This window comes from Terribacillus sp. JSM ZJ617 (assembly GCF_044383785.1).
In the GTDB taxonomy this organism is placed as follows: domain Bacteria; phylum Bacillota; class Bacilli; order Bacillales; family Amphibacillaceae; genus Terribacillus.
Genome location: NZ_JBISEQ010000007.1, coordinates 36,347 through 52,922, shown reverse-complemented (window position 1 = coordinate 52,922; position 16,576 = coordinate 36,347). Strand labels below are relative to the sequence as shown.

19 protein-coding genes are annotated in these 16,576 nt (G+C 43.3%); 2 read left to right on the top strand and 17 right to left on the bottom strand.

Translation table 11 applies throughout. The features are described from left to right. Positions 1 to 90: 90 nt before the first annotated feature. The 11 genes from ACH6C1_RS17785 to ACH6C1_RS17735 all read right to left on the bottom strand — a co-directional run bounded on the left by ACH6C1_RS17785 (position 91) and on the right by ACH6C1_RS17735 (position 10,382). Positions 91 to 534 carry an NUDIX domain-containing protein gene (locus ACH6C1_RS17785; RefSeq protein WP_374079508.1) on the bottom strand — a complete coding sequence of 148 codons (444 nt, stop codon included), beginning with the start codon at positions 532 to 534 and terminating at the stop codon, positions 91 to 93. Between the two features lie 69 nt (positions 535 to 603). Beyond that, a complete protein-coding gene (locus ACH6C1_RS17780) occupies positions 604 to 3,735 on the bottom strand; it encodes an alpha-mannosidase (RefSeq protein WP_374079506.1) in 3,132 nt (1,043 codons plus the stop codon). Positions 3,736 to 3,747: 12 nt separating this feature from the next. Then, positions 3,748 to 4,572, bottom strand: a complete 825-nt coding sequence (locus tag ACH6C1_RS17775) for a carbohydrate ABC transporter permease (protein WP_038558611.1) — start codon at positions 4,570 to 4,572, stop codon at positions 3,748 to 3,750. A gap of 16 nt (positions 4,573 to 4,588) precedes the next feature. Continuing rightward, complete coding sequence (locus ACH6C1_RS17770; RefSeq protein WP_374079503.1) at positions 4,589 to 5,446, bottom strand: carbohydrate ABC transporter permease; 858 nt, start codon at positions 5,444 to 5,446, stop codon at positions 4,589 to 4,591. A gap of 72 nt (positions 5,447 to 5,518) precedes the next feature. Continuing rightward, positions 5,519 to 6,883: an extracellular solute-binding protein gene (locus ACH6C1_RS17765; RefSeq protein ID WP_095271105.1), complete on the bottom strand. Its 1,365-nt coding sequence runs from the start codon at positions 6,881 to 6,883 to the stop codon at positions 5,519 to 5,521. A 189-nt stretch (positions 6,884 to 7,072) separates the two neighbouring features. After that, positions 7,073 to 7,393 carry a hypothetical protein gene (locus tag ACH6C1_RS17760; RefSeq protein WP_374079500.1) on the bottom strand — a complete coding sequence of 107 codons (321 nt, stop codon included), beginning with the start codon at positions 7,391 to 7,393 and terminating at the stop codon, positions 7,073 to 7,075. After that, a complete protein-coding gene (locus ACH6C1_RS17755; protein ID WP_374079498.1) occupies positions 7,383 to 8,081 on the bottom strand; it encodes a type 1 glutamine amidotransferase in 699 nt (232 codons plus the stop codon). Before ACH6C1_RS17755 ends, ACH6C1_RS17760 begins: the two co-directional genes overlap by 11 nt. A gap of 12 nt (positions 8,082 to 8,093) precedes the next feature. Next, positions 8,094 to 8,534 carry a GNAT family N-acetyltransferase gene (locus tag ACH6C1_RS17750; protein ID WP_374079495.1) on the bottom strand — a complete coding sequence of 147 codons (441 nt, stop codon included), beginning with the start codon at positions 8,532 to 8,534 and terminating at the stop codon, positions 8,094 to 8,096. Positions 8,535 to 8,592: 58 nt separating this feature from the next. Further along, complete coding sequence (locus tag ACH6C1_RS17745; RefSeq protein WP_374079492.1) at positions 8,593 to 9,189, bottom strand: YdeI/OmpD-associated family protein; 597 nt, start codon at positions 9,187 to 9,189, stop codon at positions 8,593 to 8,595. Between the two features lie 39 nt (positions 9,190 to 9,228). Further along, entirely contained in the window at positions 9,229 to 9,612 is a 384-nt protein-coding gene (locus ACH6C1_RS17740) for a VOC family protein (RefSeq protein ID WP_374079490.1), read from the bottom strand. A 14-nt stretch (positions 9,613 to 9,626) separates the two neighbouring features. After that, a complete protein-coding gene (locus tag ACH6C1_RS17735; RefSeq protein WP_374079488.1) occupies positions 9,627 to 10,382 on the bottom strand; it encodes an AAA family ATPase in 756 nt (251 codons plus the stop codon). A gap of 57 nt (positions 10,383 to 10,439) precedes the next feature. Between ACH6C1_RS17735 and ACH6C1_RS17730 the strand changes: the two genes are divergently transcribed. After that, complete coding sequence (locus tag ACH6C1_RS17730; protein WP_374079485.1) at positions 10,440 to 10,838, top strand: hypothetical protein; 399 nt, start codon at positions 10,440 to 10,442, stop codon at positions 10,836 to 10,838. On the opposite strand, the gene ACH6C1_RS17725 is transcribed toward ACH6C1_RS17730, so the two are convergent. The 3 genes from ACH6C1_RS17725 to ACH6C1_RS17715 are packed head-to-tail and all read right to left on the bottom strand — an operon-like array spanning position 10,826 to position 12,482. Next, on the bottom strand, positions 10,826 to 11,347 hold the full coding sequence (locus tag ACH6C1_RS17725; RefSeq protein ID WP_374079482.1) for a GNAT family N-acetyltransferase: 522 nt from the start codon (positions 11,345 to 11,347) through the stop codon (positions 10,826 to 10,828). The two genes, ACH6C1_RS17730 and ACH6C1_RS17725, sit on opposite strands and share 13 nt — an antisense overlap. A 56-nt stretch (positions 11,348 to 11,403) precedes the next feature. Next, positions 11,404 to 11,541, bottom strand: coding sequence for a GNAT family protein (locus tag ACH6C1_RS17720; protein ID WP_176466403.1), 138 nt, complete (start codon positions 11,539 to 11,541; stop codon positions 11,404 to 11,406). Then, positions 11,538 to 12,482 carry an alpha/beta fold hydrolase gene (locus ACH6C1_RS17715; protein ID WP_374079479.1) on the bottom strand — a complete coding sequence of 315 codons (945 nt, stop codon included), beginning with the start codon at positions 12,480 to 12,482 and terminating at the stop codon, positions 11,538 to 11,540. The genes ACH6C1_RS17720 and ACH6C1_RS17715 overlap by 4 nt, the downstream gene beginning before the upstream one ends. A gap of 32 nt (positions 12,483 to 12,514) precedes the next feature. On the opposite strand from ACH6C1_RS17715, the gene ACH6C1_RS17710 reads away from it, so the two are divergent. After that, on the top strand, positions 12,515 to 13,288 hold the full coding sequence (locus tag ACH6C1_RS17710; protein WP_374079477.1) for a class I SAM-dependent methyltransferase: 774 nt from the start codon (positions 12,515 to 12,517) through the stop codon (positions 13,286 to 13,288). A 53-nt stretch (positions 13,289 to 13,341) separates the two neighbouring features. Here the strand turns inward: ACH6C1_RS17710 and ACH6C1_RS17705 are convergent, their stop codons facing one another. Genes ACH6C1_RS17705 through ACH6C1_RS17695 form a run of 3 tightly spaced genes read right to left on the bottom strand, consistent with a single transcriptional unit; the run spans position 13,342 to position 16,570 of the window. After that, a complete protein-coding gene (locus ACH6C1_RS17705) occupies positions 13,342 to 14,319 on the bottom strand; it encodes a transketolase family protein (protein ID WP_374079475.1) in 978 nt (325 codons plus the stop codon). Further along, positions 14,316 to 15,164, bottom strand: a complete 849-nt coding sequence (locus ACH6C1_RS17700; RefSeq protein ID WP_374079472.1) for a transketolase — start codon at positions 15,162 to 15,164, stop codon at positions 14,316 to 14,318. Before ACH6C1_RS17700 ends, ACH6C1_RS17705 begins: the two co-directional genes overlap by 4 nt. Positions 15,165 to 15,193: 29 nt before the next feature. Continuing rightward, positions 15,194 to 16,570 (bottom strand): PTS ascorbate transporter subunit IIC, encoded by a 1,377-nt coding sequence (locus tag ACH6C1_RS17695; RefSeq protein ID WP_095218780.1) that lies wholly within the window; start codon positions 16,568 to 16,570, stop codon positions 15,194 to 15,196. Positions 16,571 to 16,576: the final 6 nt, after the last annotated feature.

Genomic DNA, 16,576 nt, shown 5'->3' with positions numbered 1-16,576 from the left:
TCCCCCTTGCTTTATGTATAATTGGAAACACTTTCCTAAAGTATACTATAGGAAAGTTAGAATCCAAAGCACATATAAGCTGATCGCGATTTAATCTAGTAATCCGATACATTGCCGGACTGCCCAGGCTTGGTGCTGATGAGATAAGCTGCTCGCTGCTTCTTCAGGAGTCAGCCAAATCAATTCATGATCCTCTTCCATTGGTTCTTTCTCTTTAACTCCTAGTGTACAGCTGTAGAAACTCCCTATATTTTGTATATAGTGACTAGCATCTCTGGACTGGAAGTATTGTGTTCCTTGACATAGAAATGCTGGCTCGTTTATCGTGTAGCCAGTTTCCTCCACGACCTCTCTTTCCAGACATTCTAATTCATTCTCACCGTTCTCTATTCCACCTCCAGGCAACATAAATAATTGATCGTTTCTTTTACGAATCACGCCTATTTTTCCGGATAAGCCCCCGTGCAGAATCCCGTATACAGCCCGTCTCTCTACATAGTTTTTTCCTTGCTCTTTTTTACCGAACGCACGCATATGTATCCTCCTTTGCTTTTGTAATCGAAAGTATACAGTAAAAAAGAAAAGCCCACAAAGGGGCTTTTCTCATAATTTGGATATACGAATTGTCTTTATTTCATATGGAGTGAAGGATAATTCTATATTTCCTTCCTGAGGGCTTTGGTCTACTTTTCTTTCCCTCAAATCACATTCTTCCCAGAAGGTATAGTTGAACTCTGGCTGTATCGTCACCTGCTGTGTACCACCGGTATATTCATGCAAACGGATGATGATATCTTCATTATCTTCTGCTTTCTTAATTGCATCCAGTTGCACATGCGGATTATCTATAGAAAATAGTTTTGCTCCGTCTTTGTCATTTACTCCGCTGTATACTTGGAACGGCTGATTCAGCTTCCATGCCTCTTGTACCGTATTTGCCTCCACCCATCCTTTTTCATGTGGGTAAAGGGAATACGAAAATACGTGGTGACCTTGGTCTTGTTCGATATCCGGTGCAATTGCGGATTTGATCAAAGACAGACGTATTGTATGATCTTTGATGTCATGTCCGTACTTGCAATCATTAAGCAGACTGACACCGTAATTTTGCTCCGAGAAATCGACCCATTGATGCGCAACAGATTCGAACCTGGCTATATCCCACGAAGTATTCCAATGTGTCGGTCGTTTGACATTGCCGTATTGGATATCATAAGTTGCTTCTGTAGCCCGAATTTGGACAGGAAAGGCTACTTTTAATAATTGCTGACGCTCATGCCAATCTACTTCTGTTTTAAAATCAATTACTTTCCGATTGCGATAGAAGATAATGTCTTGATGAATAGTCGAATTACCGTACTGCCAGCACGCTTCTATCACCAGCTGCAGTGGACCTGCTTCTTTCAGAGTAAAATCGAGCAGGTTTGTGACTTCCTTCTTTTTCTCCTGATAAAATAAATCGATATCCCAAGCATCGTAATCCAGTGGCTTATCCTCAAACACCTGAAACACATTTGCATTCTCCGACTCAGCTATTACATGACGCTTTGCTTTCCTGTCATATAGAGACTGGAGTTGACCGTATTCATTAAACCTAGCTTCATAAAATGGAGTTACAAGCTCCCGGTTCTTCAACTGGAACCACGCATTATCCTGTTCTGAATCTTTTTTGTCGGTCTTTAAATGAACCTGCTTACTTCCTGTTCCCGGTACAGCCGGTACTTCGACCAGCCAGCCGCCTTTGTGTTTTTGAGCTGCCAAAGGGCTGCCGTTTTCATCCTCCCATACACCGTCATCCTCTGTCTCTATCTTGACAATACCATCCAATTGCCACGATGAAGAATTCACAATGCTCCATGTATGCTTTTCATCTGTAATCAAATCGTCTGCTGCAACCTTCTGCAGCGCTTGCAGCTTTGCATATCCATCCTCGTATTCCTTCTCACTATCTTCATATACTTCCCGAATTGAAGATCCCGGAATAATATCGTGGAATTGATTACGCAATAATGTCCGCCATACCTCTTCTAAAGTAGAAGATGGATACTTCAAAAAGTCATCTGCCTGAATTGCTTTCCATACATGCAGGAATTCTGTCTCACGCAGCTTCAGTTCCATCCTGCGGTTCATTTTCTTATTGTAGGCTTGACTCGTATACGTACCGCGGTGATATTCCAAGTAAAGTTCTCCATCCCAAACTGGCATGAACTCTGATGTATTCTGGGTCTGATCATGGAGTGATTCGAAATAACTTTTAACATCGCCTGTTTTGACGTTAGGCAGCCCTGGCATACGATCCAGTCTTCTCCTCATTTCAAGCATGGTCCTGTTCACGCCGCCTCCGCCATCTCCGTATCCATAGGAAAGAAGCAGCTCCTTCGTAAGTGCTTTGTTTTTATAGTTATCCCAAGTTCCTGTTACTGTATCAGGCAGGATTTGACCGTTATACGTAGCGAACCATGTATTTTCCCTTGGTGATGGATCAGGTGTCGTGATAAATTGTGTCAGCACTTCACTTCCATCCAGCCCTCGCCATGTAAATGTGTCATTTGGCATCCGATTGAATTGGTTCCAGCTAATCTTTGACGTTAAGAATGTATTGATCCCTGCCTTGCTGAGAATCTGAGGCAATGCCCATGAATATCCGAACACATCTGGCAGCCAGAGGTAGTTCACATCTTTTCCGAATTCCTCCTGGATGAACTTGGCACCCTGTAAGATCTGACGCACCAATGATTCACCAGAAGGTAAATTACAATCAGCCTCCAGCCACATCGCACCGTCCACTTCCCACTGACCACCATCAATTCTCTCCTTAATCTGAGCGTACAGTTCCGGGAAGTCTTGTTTTACATAGCTATAGAGCTGCGGCTGTGTTTGCAGAAACTTATAGTCAGGATATTTTTCCATCAGACGTAAAACAGTCGAGAAGGAGCGGCCTGCTTTTTCTCTCGTATGTTTCAAACGCCACAGCCAAGCTACATCAATATGAGTGTGACCGATACAACGAATTGTGATTGGAGAATCGCTGTCCAGATTATCCAATTCTCTTTGGAGATAGTCGTTTGCCTCATAAATAGAATGATAGAATATATCACTTCCTGGGGAGCTCCAATCAATTAACCGGATAGTCTGGTCTAACAGCGATAATAACTGGACCCGCTCCGCGGCATTCTCGTCTAGTACACGTATTGTTTCAAGAATGGCAAAGGTCGTATAATAAAAATCATCGGTTTGTTCATCCAAAAGGGCTACTTCAGCGCGCTTTATTTGATGCTCCTGGTCTACCCTTTCTCCACCTCCTTCTAATCCTGACCAGAGACGAAATGCCAAACGAATAGAATCACCATACCACTCATCCTCAAAGAACAGTTCCTGGTGATTGGAGTCTACCGCCTGATACATTACATTGTTCACATAGCATTGTGACTCAAAGCCTGAATTTCCTCCGCCGCCGGTCTTGCCAAAATCGAATACACCAACTACCTGTTTCCCTGCCCATTCCTCAGGAAGAACGATTTCCTTTGCCAGCCATAGATAGCGATCTCGGCCTTTCCAATGGTCCCCAACATGCAGCTTCTCTTTAAAAGCTTCCAGACCTGGTACTTCAGGTGCGACCTTCTTATCCTGATCCTCCAATGCTAGAAAATGCTGCAAATCATGTCGATCCCGATAGCGGTATTTCTCCAACTCTTCTATTCTTCTTTCTAGCTGACGTTCTTTCAAACCCAACATACTTACACTCCCTTAGCCCTTGGATGCTCCTCCGAGACTGAAGCCCTTGGACATGTATTTTTGAGCAAAGATATAAAGAATGATAGATGGCATTGTGTACAGCATGGAGAACGCTGCTAATTTGCCGTATTCGATAATGCCGTAGTTTCCGAAAAACTGGTATAGTGTCACAGACGCTGGAAGCTTCTCCTGTGTCTGCAGCAAAATATAAGGAACAAAGAAATTTCCCCAGCTGCCTGTAAATGTGAAAATTGCAATCGTAAAGATTCCTGGCAGCATTAACGGCCCAACTACTTTACGCATACTCGTCAGCACCGATGCACCATCCACCCATGCCGATTCCTCCAGTTCAATCGGTACCGCATCCATAAAATTCTTCATCATCCAGATGGCATATGGCAATCCTGACGCAGCAAGGAAGATCGTCGTGAAAATAATAGAATCTTGGATGTTCAGGAATAGGAACAGCTGATAGACCGGAACCATAACTGCCGTGATCGGCAAAGACGTCATGAACAAGATGGTAAGCAGGAATGACCGCTTATATCGCAGCCTATATCGAGAAAGCGGATAAGCAGCCAATCCAGCAACAATTACAACAATCGTTGCCTGCCCAAGCGATATAAACAAACCGATTGCAAAAGAACGGATATTACTTGGGTCTGACAGAATAGCCGTAAAGTTATCGAGCGTCCATTTCTCCGGCAGCTTGATTGCTTGGGTTGCCTGCTGATCGAAGGAAGCGAATACGAGCCACAAAAAAGGCAGTAAGAAGCAGATAGCTAAGAAGATGAGCGCCAGATAGTGGATTACTAATTCTTTTTTCGATACCTTCATTCTGCATCCCTCCTCCTTATAGTTTTACTTTCATAAAACGCATGTACAGCAGACTGGCAACCGTACCGATTACGAGTAGAACTAGCGAAATGGCTGTGCCATATCCGAATTGGTAGTTTACGAATGCTTGGTTGTACATGAATATTGGAAGAATCTGTGTAGCATTACCTGGTCCCCCGCCTGTCATCGTGTAAATCAACGTGAAAACGCCAAGTGTCTGCAGCGTAACGAGCATCATATTAGTCACTATCGAGCCTTTAACAATTGGAAGTGTAACGCGGAAGAATATCTGCCAGCGGGACGCTCCATCTATGACCGCAGCTTCTTGTACTGATTTTGGCACATCGTCCAGTGCCGCTTGGAAAACCATCATCGAAAAAGCAGTACCATGCCAGATGTTTGCGATAATGACACTTACCATCGGGAAAGTGAATAACCAGGTGATTGGTTCAAACCCAATCACCTGCAGAATTGCATTGAACGTACCCGCATCACTCAGGAAAGCTACCCAGCAAAAAGCTACGACAATCTCCGGCGTCACCCAGCCGGCAATTACGATCACACCAATAAATCGGCGAAAACCGCGTCGCTTCTCCTTCATTAACAATGCAAGGATCAATCCTAATACAACCTGTCCGACTACGGCAGAGAAAAGTAAGAAAATAAGCGTCCGGAACACACTAATTCGAAATTCTGGGTCTTGAAACATATTAGTGAAATTTTGGAATCCGATAAATTGAATGTTGGCTGCATCGGTTCCTGTAAGTGACAAATTCGTAAAAGCAAAACCGAAAGTCAGTAACATCGGTGTTATGAAAAATAATAAAAGAAGAATCCAAGACGGAGACAAAAAAAGTATCGCTTTTCTATGCATACATATTCGTCACCTTTCTCCCGCCCAATCAAAGGGAACTGGGTAATCCAGCGCCCTTGATGGGATGGTTTCCTATTCAGCCACCTTCGTGTTTTCTTTGCCTACCACTCGTTCTACTCCAGCTTTATATTGCTGCACAGCATCTTCAGGAGTCAGTTTTCCAGTTGCGATTGCTTCGACTACTGTCTGCAGCTGCGTGGAAACTGCTGGATACTTATCATTCGCTGGTCTGAATTGTGCATTTTCCAAGTACGCTTGCGATTCTTTGGCAAATGGACGGTTCACATACTCTTCTACTTCAACAGCATCTGTACGAGTATTCAAGTTACCATCTGTCAGGGAGCGATTGATGCTGTTATCCTTTTCCATCAGGAATTGAATGAATTCCCATGATTCTTCCTTCATATCTGCTTTGGATGGAATTGCCCATGCCCAGCCTCCACTCATTGTAATTGCTCCTGGTTCCTGCCCATTCTGGGTCGGCATAGGTGCAAACCCTATTTTCTCCTCAACATTTTCAATCGGAGCCGCTCCGTTCTCAGCCCAGTTCCGTGCGTTCCAGCTGCCATCCAGTGCTATTGCCAGTTTCTTTTGCGGGAATAACTGCTGGAAAGCCACGTTTCCTGATTGACCGCTCATGACGACAGAGAAATCTGGACCAACTTTTTCTACATCGTACACCTGTGAAATAAAGCGGAACGAATCCAGTAAACCTGGACTATCCACAACCCACTTTTTATCGGAGTCGTCGTAGAGAGTATCACCAGTTCCATATAGCAGCATCTCGAGTGTCTGCATCGAAACTGCCTCGCCATTGGCCTTGCCAACTTGCATAAATAGCGGTGTCACTCCATCTGTCTTCTCTTTAATTGTTATCGCTGCATCCAGTACTTCTTCCCAATTTTTCGGTTCCCAAGGTACAGGAAGGCCCGCTTCCTGGAACAGCTCTTTGCTGTACCAAAGCCCGCGAGAGTCAGAAGTCGACGGCACCCCATACACCTTGCCATCTTCCGCTGTCACACCTGATTTTAGATTTTCAATAATGTTATCCCATTCCTCCCAATCTGCAATACGATCATCCAAAGGATCAAGATAGCCGGCATTCGCATCAGAATTAAGCATGAATGTATCCTCCGATACAACATCCGGAGCGGTTTCTGCTGACTTCATCTGCAGTGCAACTTTAGAGAAATAGTCTCCCTCACTCGCTGTAATTGGCGTTATCTTCACATCGATATCCGGATGTTCTTTTTCAAATTCATCCAACACACCTGAGTCAAAAAAATTCTTTAGTGAATCTACTGATCCAGGTGATCGATAAACGACAGTCAATTCTTTCTTTCCGCTTTCTGTTTCACCACTGCTGGAGCATGCCGTCATCAAAGCAAGAACAAAAATAAGCAGAATTAATCCAAAGCCTTTGACTCTTTTTCGCATACAGAATTCCCCCTTCTGATTTCTGACTAAATTTGTAAGCGTATACATTTTTAGAGTAGAAAATAGAGGCATGAACAGTGCTCATAACCGATTATATGTTTAAGGAAATCCCTTATACCGAATTTATACGAGTAATTCAATATAACTAGTTGAATCAAAAAAGCTGTCAGCTTTATTAGCTGGCAGCTTTCATGTATAAAAAGAGCTTAAATAAGATTTTTTATAGCAGATAGTGACATTAGGCAGTTCATGCTGCAATTTGATAGACAATAACCTTCCTTCCTTATTAAATTCTTTTTCAGTCCTTACTGCATCTATCTTTAATAATTCCTTATCCCAATCTAACCAATGCCCATATTTCTTCGCCCAATTTCCGATCATCTGTTTCAACTCATTTGATATTGGAAATTCATCAAGATCCAGATTTTCCTTGCAAACCGCACACCAGACTGGATCAGCAAAGTCCGCTTCAAAAAGAATATCGTTCGTTTTCTCGCAGCTACAATCCACTTGTTTTCCGATCCTCTCTCACAGCATCCACCAAATGATCCAGCAGCTGATACAATACTTCTTTATTTTTTAACGGAAAATTTGCTGTCTTCATTGCCTGCTCACTCTGGACATATAGACTATCATCAAGATAATCCCGGTCATGCAATATCAATTTCTCCATACTTTCTCTAGTCGTCTCGAAATGGAATTGTAAACCTATTATATGATCGTGATACACAAAGCCTTGATTTTCACAGATTTCATTTCCAAAAAGCCGTATCGCACCGTCTGGTAAGGAGAATTGTTCACCATGCCAATGGAAGACAGTCATCTCGTCTGGAATGAAAGAAAAGTGCGTAGAAACGGTCTGAATTGGATACCAGCCAACTTCCTTTTGTTCACCTTGGAATACAGTCGCTCCTAAAGCCTTCGCAATTTGCTGTGCACCGAGACAGATACCGAATACAGGCTTTTGCTGATCAATTAGCTGACGGATCAGTTCACGCTCCTCCTTTACCCATTGATCTGCATCATTGGCACTCATCGGCCCGCCCAGAATGATGAGCAAGGTGATATTCGCTGCATGGGGAAGATCAACTTTTTCGTAGAGATGATGAACGCGAAAGCTATGTCCGCGCGCTTCTCCCCAATCACTTATAGCAGCAAGATCCTCAAATGGAACATGCTGCAGAACATCGATAATCATCAACAACCTCCTCTACAGATTCAACTCATAATGATAGAACTGCTGGTCTCGCTCGTATCCTTTCCGCTCATAAAGACGCTGCGCCTTCTCGTTATCAGGAGCTGTACTTAGTGCGATACTTCCCGCACCAGTTTCCCTTGCGAAAGCCTCCGCTGCATCAAGCAATTTTTCTCCTACACCTTGTTTTCTAGCACTTTTCGCTACATATAAGTCATTCAGTATCCATGTGCGTTTCATCCCGATAGAAGAAAAAGTAGGATATAGCTGAGTGAAACCGACATAATCATCTCCATCCTTTGCGAGGAATATGACGGAATCATCCTTCTCCAGCCTTTCTGTTATGTACGCCTCTGCACCACTTAAATCGTGAGCTTGCTTATAGAACTGCCGGTATTGATCGAATAATTTTGCTGTTTGTTTTACTTCCTGTATTGTTGCTCTGGTAATTTCCATGTCTTCACCTCTGATTTGTATAACTAACTATATGCCACTAATTTCTGCTGCCGTTACATTATTTATCATTCAACCCTTTTCCATCGAGAATATGCTGCATATATTTATCAATCCTTGCCTCTCGCGTTTTGGATTGTTTAGCTTGAGAAAAGTAAAATATATATGCTCTTTGCCGTCCCGGTGTCAGTGCTTCAAAAGCGGTTTTCAAGGCAGGGATTTCATCGAATTTATTATGAAGTTCTTCTGGAATTATGTATTCAGCGTGCTCTTTTAAATCTACTTGCAGACCGGCTTTTTCAACTTCTATCGCCAGATATATATAGGATTTTATGACGGTTTCCATTTCAGCTATTTCTTGTACATTGGTGAACCTTATTTGGCGTGCCGCTTGTACATTCTCCGTTTGCTGAATCAGTACCCCGTGGGCATCTTTTAACAAAGCACCTTTGTGAAACAAAAGCGCGCAATAGTCTTTGAATCCATGGATTAAAACGATGTTTTTACCCTCAAGCGTGTAACAAGGATGCTTCCACTTGAAATCTTCGGTTAGCTCACAGTCAAGAACAATATTTCTCAGGCTTATGAATTCTTCCTTCCACTGTTTAGCCTTGCTTAAGAACTCGTCAACCTTAGGATTCGTTTCACTATTTGTCATTCGGGAACTCTCCTTATCACATGCTATTCTTCTATCTAACTATTTTAACTGATTTATCCTGTTCTGTTCTTCTTCCTTATCAAGATATTCATAATATCCGAGCTGATTTCCCCAAGGATCAGGAAAGGTTCCCCACTTGACTGGTACACCTGAACGCATATGAATGTCAAAATCCTGTATGTCCAACTGTTCGATAACTCTCTCTCTTGCTGCTTCCAAGTTCCTTACACCTAGACGGAGTGGTCCGTTTCGATATTCAATTTCCGCTGTTTCGGCTAACTGCAGCCAGCAGCCTGACACTACTTCCCATTCTAGAAATCCTGCATGCGGAATGAAGTCCGGATCTTTCTGAAGAAAGGTCGTATACCAGCTCCTGGCTTTCTCAATATCGGTAACAGCAAAACGGATTGTCAATTCGAACACAATTTCTCCCCCATTCATTTTTTAAATAAATGATGCAAAAGCCTGCCTCTATCTTCGAAAAATTGCTTCATGATGCTATAATGCTGTGTATCCTCCAGTTGGACTTCTTCCATTCCTTCCGCATCCAGCTGTAGAATCTTCGCGCCCGGGTAAGCCATCAGCAGCGGAGCATGTGTCGAGATGATGAACTGCGATCCATCTTCCACCAGTTCATCAATCCGAGCAAGCATCGACAGCTGGCGGATCGGGGATAAAGCTGCCTCTGGCTCATCAAGAATATATAATCCATTGCCGGCGAAACGCTCCATAAAGGCTGCGAAGAACGCCTCTCCATGGGACTGTTCATGCAAGGATGTCCCGCCGTAGGAATCAATGATTTTTCGCCTGTACCCCTCCCGATCCATTTCCTCAATATTAGTTGCTACATTATAGAAAGTCTCTGCGCGGAAAAAGTATCCATCCCGCGGCCTGCTTCCTCCCCGGACGATTCGAATATGTTCATGCAAATCGGAATGTGATTCATAGCTTGAGAAGGAAAAATTCCTTGAACCTCCCTCGGGATTAAACCCGAGTCCTACTGCAATTGCTTCAAGTAAGGTCGACTTGCCCATGCCATTTTCTCCAATGAAGTACGTAACATTGGGATGGAAAGAAAGTTTGCCTAACTTTTGAATGACTGGCAGTGAAAATGGGAAATGATTAAGGAACGCTGAGGATTCTTCCTTCAGACTCATTTGTCTCACAAATTGATTGGTCGAAGTTAATTTCACATTATCAATCCTAACTTCATGTAAGTCAGTTTAACAAGAGAAAGGAGAATATATATCATGCAGGAATATATTCTGTTAGCTATACTGCTTGTCTTATTTTTTGCGGTCATCCTATCTACCCGCTATTTAAACAAACCTATTAAAAGCTTATTTATTATTTACTATCTAGTACTCGGTGCTCTGTTTGTTATTGTTAAGGAGCGCATTGATAACGCTTATGAAGGAGCAACGACACCTAACGTGAATTGGATCGTGAATAATGAATGGGTCGCTGATATCCGTCATTTACTATTTGTACCGATGATCGGTTTATTAATATATCTGTTGTATAAAGGTTATAAAGATCCAAAAGGTCCCTGGAAACGCTCCAATATCCTGGGCGTCACCATACCGCTGGCAGCTCTGCTTGCAGTCCTTTATTTTCTATTTACGTACACGTATGGCTACCATTCTTGAGGGTGTTCTTGTTCTAGCATGCTGTAAAGGAAGGAATCCCGCCAGCTTGATTTCATGCGAATATGTTCCCGGATAAAACCTTCCTTCTGCATGCCGATTTTCTCCAATACGGTTGCAGAAGCCAGGTTATTCGGATCACAGGTAGCATAGATACGATGCAGACCAAATCCACGAAATCCAATAGAAAGAACAGCTTTAGCAGCTTCTGTTGCAAAGCCTTTGTTCCAGAAATCGGGATGGATGATATAGCCGATTTCCCCTTCTTGGTTTTGTGTGCTATTGATACGCAATTCTGCAGAACCAATCATTTTCTCCTCGAAGATGATTGCATATACATATCGCTTCCGCGGCTCTTCCTCAGCATCCTGCAACACTTCCTCTACAAACTGTTTCGATTCAGCTTCCGTGTTCGGCCCCCAAGGCTGATAACGACAAGCCTGTTCCAGTGAAGCATACGCATGGACAGCTTCCCAGTCCTCCTCCATAAGCTCACGTAACTTTATTCTCATATGTATCTCCTTTCCATTCCATTAACAAGCAATCCCGATAGCTCCCTTCATGCCACTCACGCTTTTGCAATGGCTTTACTTTGCGGAACCCCGCCTTCATAAAATACAAGTACTTCAGGATCTGACAGCCATTTGACCAGAAGGGCGACATCGGTACTTTTAAGCGGACGAACTTCTGATTTTTGTTTTGTCACGATGCAACAGTCTCCCGTATCGTTTTTAAAAGATTGATAAACTTCTTCGGTTCCTCGAGAAACGGGCTGTGTGCACTTTCTGAAAAAGTATGAAACTGTTTAACTGGTGCTTTAAGTGATGTATAGAAGTTGTAAGCCTGCTGATAAGTAGTTTGATAGTCATACTGCCCATGAAGGAAGAACACCGGCACTTCCAGCTCAGGAACAGTACGAATTAGATTGATTGTGCTTATCTCCTTTGCAAGCCTTTGATACGAGAGTCCGCTGCCTGCGAATATATTGAATTTATCTATCCATCTATATTCTGGACAGACCATCACTTCCCGGATCAGGCGGCTGCTATTGTAACCATCTCGGGTAAAACCAACAGCGTACTTATTCGTATACTTGAATCGAACTGCTCCATAGGCACGGTTTTGGTAGTAACTTTTATCAAATTTTTTCCGAGCTAATTTACGTTTAGCTCTTTCATCTGAGCGGCGATCAGCTTCCGAGACGAGGAAGTCATATGCTTCTTTTTCCGATTCAAACTGAATACCAATTTGCCCTACTCCTATATAGGCATGAAGCTGTTCTGGCACTTTTTGCGCAGCCATTGTTCCTAAAATACTGCCCCATGAATGCCCAAGTACATATATCTTCTCTTTGTCATAGGTCTTCCTTAGGAATGCAATTAATTCCAAGGTATCTGCAAGTAGTTGTTCCAACGTAAGCAATTTTCCGCCCTCAGCTGCTTTGTAGGAGGAACCGGTACCGCGCTGATCCCAGTAGCAAACAGTAAACTCTTGTTCCAGTTGCACTCCATGTGCCCTTATTAACGGATAAGCAGGAAATCCAGGACCTCCGTGCAGAAATAACAAGATAGGAGCAGCTTTATCCTTATTATGCTTCATAATGACACCCTGCTGTGCTCCATTTAGATCCACCAACTGTAAAGCCATTTTTTCACTTCCAATCAGAAAGGATAGTAACTATGGATTTTCATCATACAAAGAATACATGGAGTTATACCCAAAGAAATGCAAACGCCACATGGATTAGAACTTATACCTCCCTCATCGAAAATCATCCTATTGAACAGGCTCTCGATATCGGCTGCGGCGGCGGTATTTACACGAAAGCACTTGCGGAAATGGGCATCCCATCTGTGATAGGAGTAGATTCATCAGAAGTCATGCTCGAGGCAGCAGCAGAGTATTGTCACGGGCGGGAAGGAATTAGTTTCCACAAGGGTGACGCTCAAGTAACTGGGTTGGAATCAGCGAGCTGCGACCTGATTCTGGAACGCGCATTGATTCATCACTTACAGGACATACAGCCTTGTTTCTCAGAAGCATATCGTTTATTGCGCCCCGGTGGAGTATTGCTTATTCAGGACCGCACACCAGAAGATTGCCTGCTGCCAGGAAATCCCGAGCATATAAGAGGGTATTTCTTCTCGTGTTTTCCAGAACTCGCAGAGATGGAAATCAGCAGAAGACATACATCCGCTCAAGTTATGAAAAATCTAGAAGATTGCGGCTTTCATGATATAGAGAAACATACATTATGGGAAGTTCGTCAAATACATGTGTCGAAAGAAAAACTGCTGGCAGATATTCGTGCCAGACTGGGGAGAAGCATCCTGCATGCTTTAGAGGATGCTGAACTGGAGAAGTTGGTTTTGTATATAGACGATTGTATCACAGAGGAAAGGGATATTGTGGAAAGTGATAGGTGGACGATTTGGAAGGCAGTCAAAAGATAAAGGCTATCGCTTTATAACGACAGCCTTTATCTTACATACTATTATAAACTTCTTCATTCGCAGTGAGTGACATCCAGTTGCTTCTCTATAAGCCTTTGTACAGCTTCAACGATATCTGTATTTGTGAGCTTATAATAAGTCTTTAAATAATCTACTTTCCCCACTTGCCCAAACTGTTCACGTACTCCTATTCTATACATCGGTACAGGGTGATTCTCAGCTAATACTTCCGAGACGGCACTACCTAACCCGCCGATTACATTATGATTTTCTGCTGTTACAATTGCTTTTGTCTTTTGGGCATATTCTGTGATCAATTCTGCATCAATTGGTTTGATAGAATACATATCAATGACAGCCGCGTGGATCCCTTGCCGCTCGAGAATATCTGCAGCCTGTAAAGCTTCTGCAACCATAATACCGGTTGCTATGATAGTGACATCACATCCGTCACGCAATAGCTTCCCTTTTCCGTCTTCAAAGGTTTCGTTTTCCTCGTAAAGCTTGACTGCATTCTTCCGAATTGTACGGATATAGTGGATGCCGTGCTCTTTTTCAATACGTCTCAGCAAGTACCCAAGCATAGTAGAATCACTAGCTTCATAAACATGCGCTTGCGGAACCAGCCTCATAAGCCCAATATCTTCAAATGTCATATGGGTACCGCCGTTATGCTCTGCCGTAATTCCTGCATCTGACCCGAGGATTTTGATATTTGTCTTGGCATATCCTCCTGAAACGAATAGCTGATCAAATGTCCTTCTCGTAGCGAACTGGCCGAAAGTGTGCACATAAGGAATTTTCCCTGTAAGAGATAAACCAGCCGCAACTCCCATCATGTTGGCTTCCATAATACCGCTGTTGATGAGCTGATTTGGTATCTCTGCTTTGATTTTATTCGTTGTGATAGCACTCATCAAGTCCGCTTCCAGAGCTATCACTTCCGGGTTTGCTTTTGCCAGTTCCAGAATGGTTTCAGCATAGACTTGGCGCATCTCTCGTTTTTCCTTTTCATAAACAGTCGTAATCATCCTCCCACCTCCTGCTTCAGTTTCGTTTCCAGCTCATGAATTGCCTGTTCAATTGCCGCTGTATCTGATTCGTTCGGTCTGATGTGGTGATTATCAGCCAACTCCTCCAAATAACGTACTCCCTGCCCTTTGATAGTATCCAAGATGATGGCTACTGGTTTTTCCTTTTGATTCATACCTTGCAAGATTGCTTGATAGATGTCTGCTACGTCACTTCCGTCCACTTTGCAAGTATAAAAACCAAAGGCATCCATCTTTGCAGCAAAATCGATAGGGTCAATGATATCCTTCGTCAGACCATCCAATTGCTTCTTATTATCATCAACGAAAACGAATAAATTGTGCAGTTTATGATGGGCAGCGAATTGAAAAGCTTCCCAGCATTGGCCTTCATTCAGTTCTCCGTCACCTACGATACAAAATGTCTTGTTCTTCCGTTCGGAGAGCTTATGAGACAGCGCAACACCTACAGCAGCTGATATACCTTGACCGAGCGAACCTGTCGTCATGTCCACACCTGGCGTCAGGTTTTTGTCTGGATGAGAAGGCAGCTTTGTACCATTTTGATTTAGTGTATACAGCATCTCTTCAGGAAAATATCCCTTTACTGCAAGCGCTGCATAAAGCCCTGGGCCACCGTGTCCCTTTGATAAAATGAAATAGTCTCGATCTTCCCACATTGGATCAGTCGGATTAACTTGCATCACATCTCCGTAAAGTACTGCTAATGTTTCAATGATAGATAAGCTTCCTCCATAGTGACCGAACCCCAAATGATGAAGCTCTTGAAGTGTCTTCAATCTAATTTCATCCCGGAACCTCTCTACCTTCTCTAAATCCATCATTTATCTTCTTCCTTCCTGTTCAGCATCTATTAGGCACCAATCTGATTGGAGTCATTTGTCTTTTTATTGCGTTTAAACAATCCGAAGACAACAGCCAACACAACAAGACCAACAACCGTTACGGTAACACCTGCTGCACCGAACATTTTCGCCACCTGTCCAAGTACGATGCCTGAAGCCGCAAAGTCTGCATCTGAGAAAGTCGTACTAGCGAATCCTAAATCTCCTAGTACCGGCATCAAAAATACCGGAAGGAAAGTAATCAACAATCCATTTGCGAAAGCTCCAATGGTTGCTCCTCTTACACCGCCAGTTGCGTTTCCGAAAACACCAGCTGTAGCACCTGTAAAGAAGTGCGGTACAACGCCCGGTAAGATGATAACAGCTCCAGCAAGCCCGAGTGCCACCATGCCAACAATTCCTCCAAGGAAGCTGCAGAAGAATCCGATAAGAACTGCATTCGGTGCATAAGGGAAAACAACTGGACAATCCAGAGCTGGTTTAGAATTCGGAACAAGTTTTGTAGAAATACCTTTGAAAGCAGGGACGATTTCAGCTAGCACTAGACGCACTCCTGTCAGGATGACGAATACACCTGCTGCAAACGTTACGCCTTGGATTATAGAGAAGACGATATAGTGAGTACCTCCGCTCAATTCCCCCTCTACATATCCTGGACCAGCAAATAGTGCAATGATGACATAAAGCACAACCATCGTAAGCGAGATCGTAACCGAACTATCTCGCAGGAACCCCAATCCTTTCGGAAACTTAATATCTTCTGTAGATCTGGATCCCTTCCCAACTACTTTGCCTACCACTCCGGAAAGTGCATAACCTAAGCTTGAGAAATGACCGAATCCCACATTGTCGTTACCTGTGATTTTCCGCATGAACGGCTGGCAAATTGCCGGAAAAGCAGCCATGATCAACCCAAGAGCCAAGGAACCGACAATGATAAGCGGAACACCCTTCAATCCTGATACTGCAAGGATTACAGCGAGCATACAAGCCATATACAGCGTGTGGTGACCTGTAAGGAAGATGAATTTCAATCTAGTAAAACGCGCGATCAGAATATTGGCTAACATACCAAAGAACATAATAAATGCAGTTGTACTTCCATATTCCGTCAGTGCCATCGCTACGATAGCTTCATTGTTCGGTACTACACCATTTACATTGAAAGCATGCTGGAACATTTGCCCGAACGGGTCAAGTGAACCAACAATGATATTCGCACCAGCAGAGATTACCAAGAAACCAAGGAATGTTTTCGTCGTCCCTTTAATAATCTCGCTCAGCGGCTTCTTCAGGATGATTAGCCCCACCAAGGAAATCAATGCCACCAATACCGCCGGCGTGCTAAGAATATCGATGACCAGCTTCAGAAATCTTTCGACCATTGTATT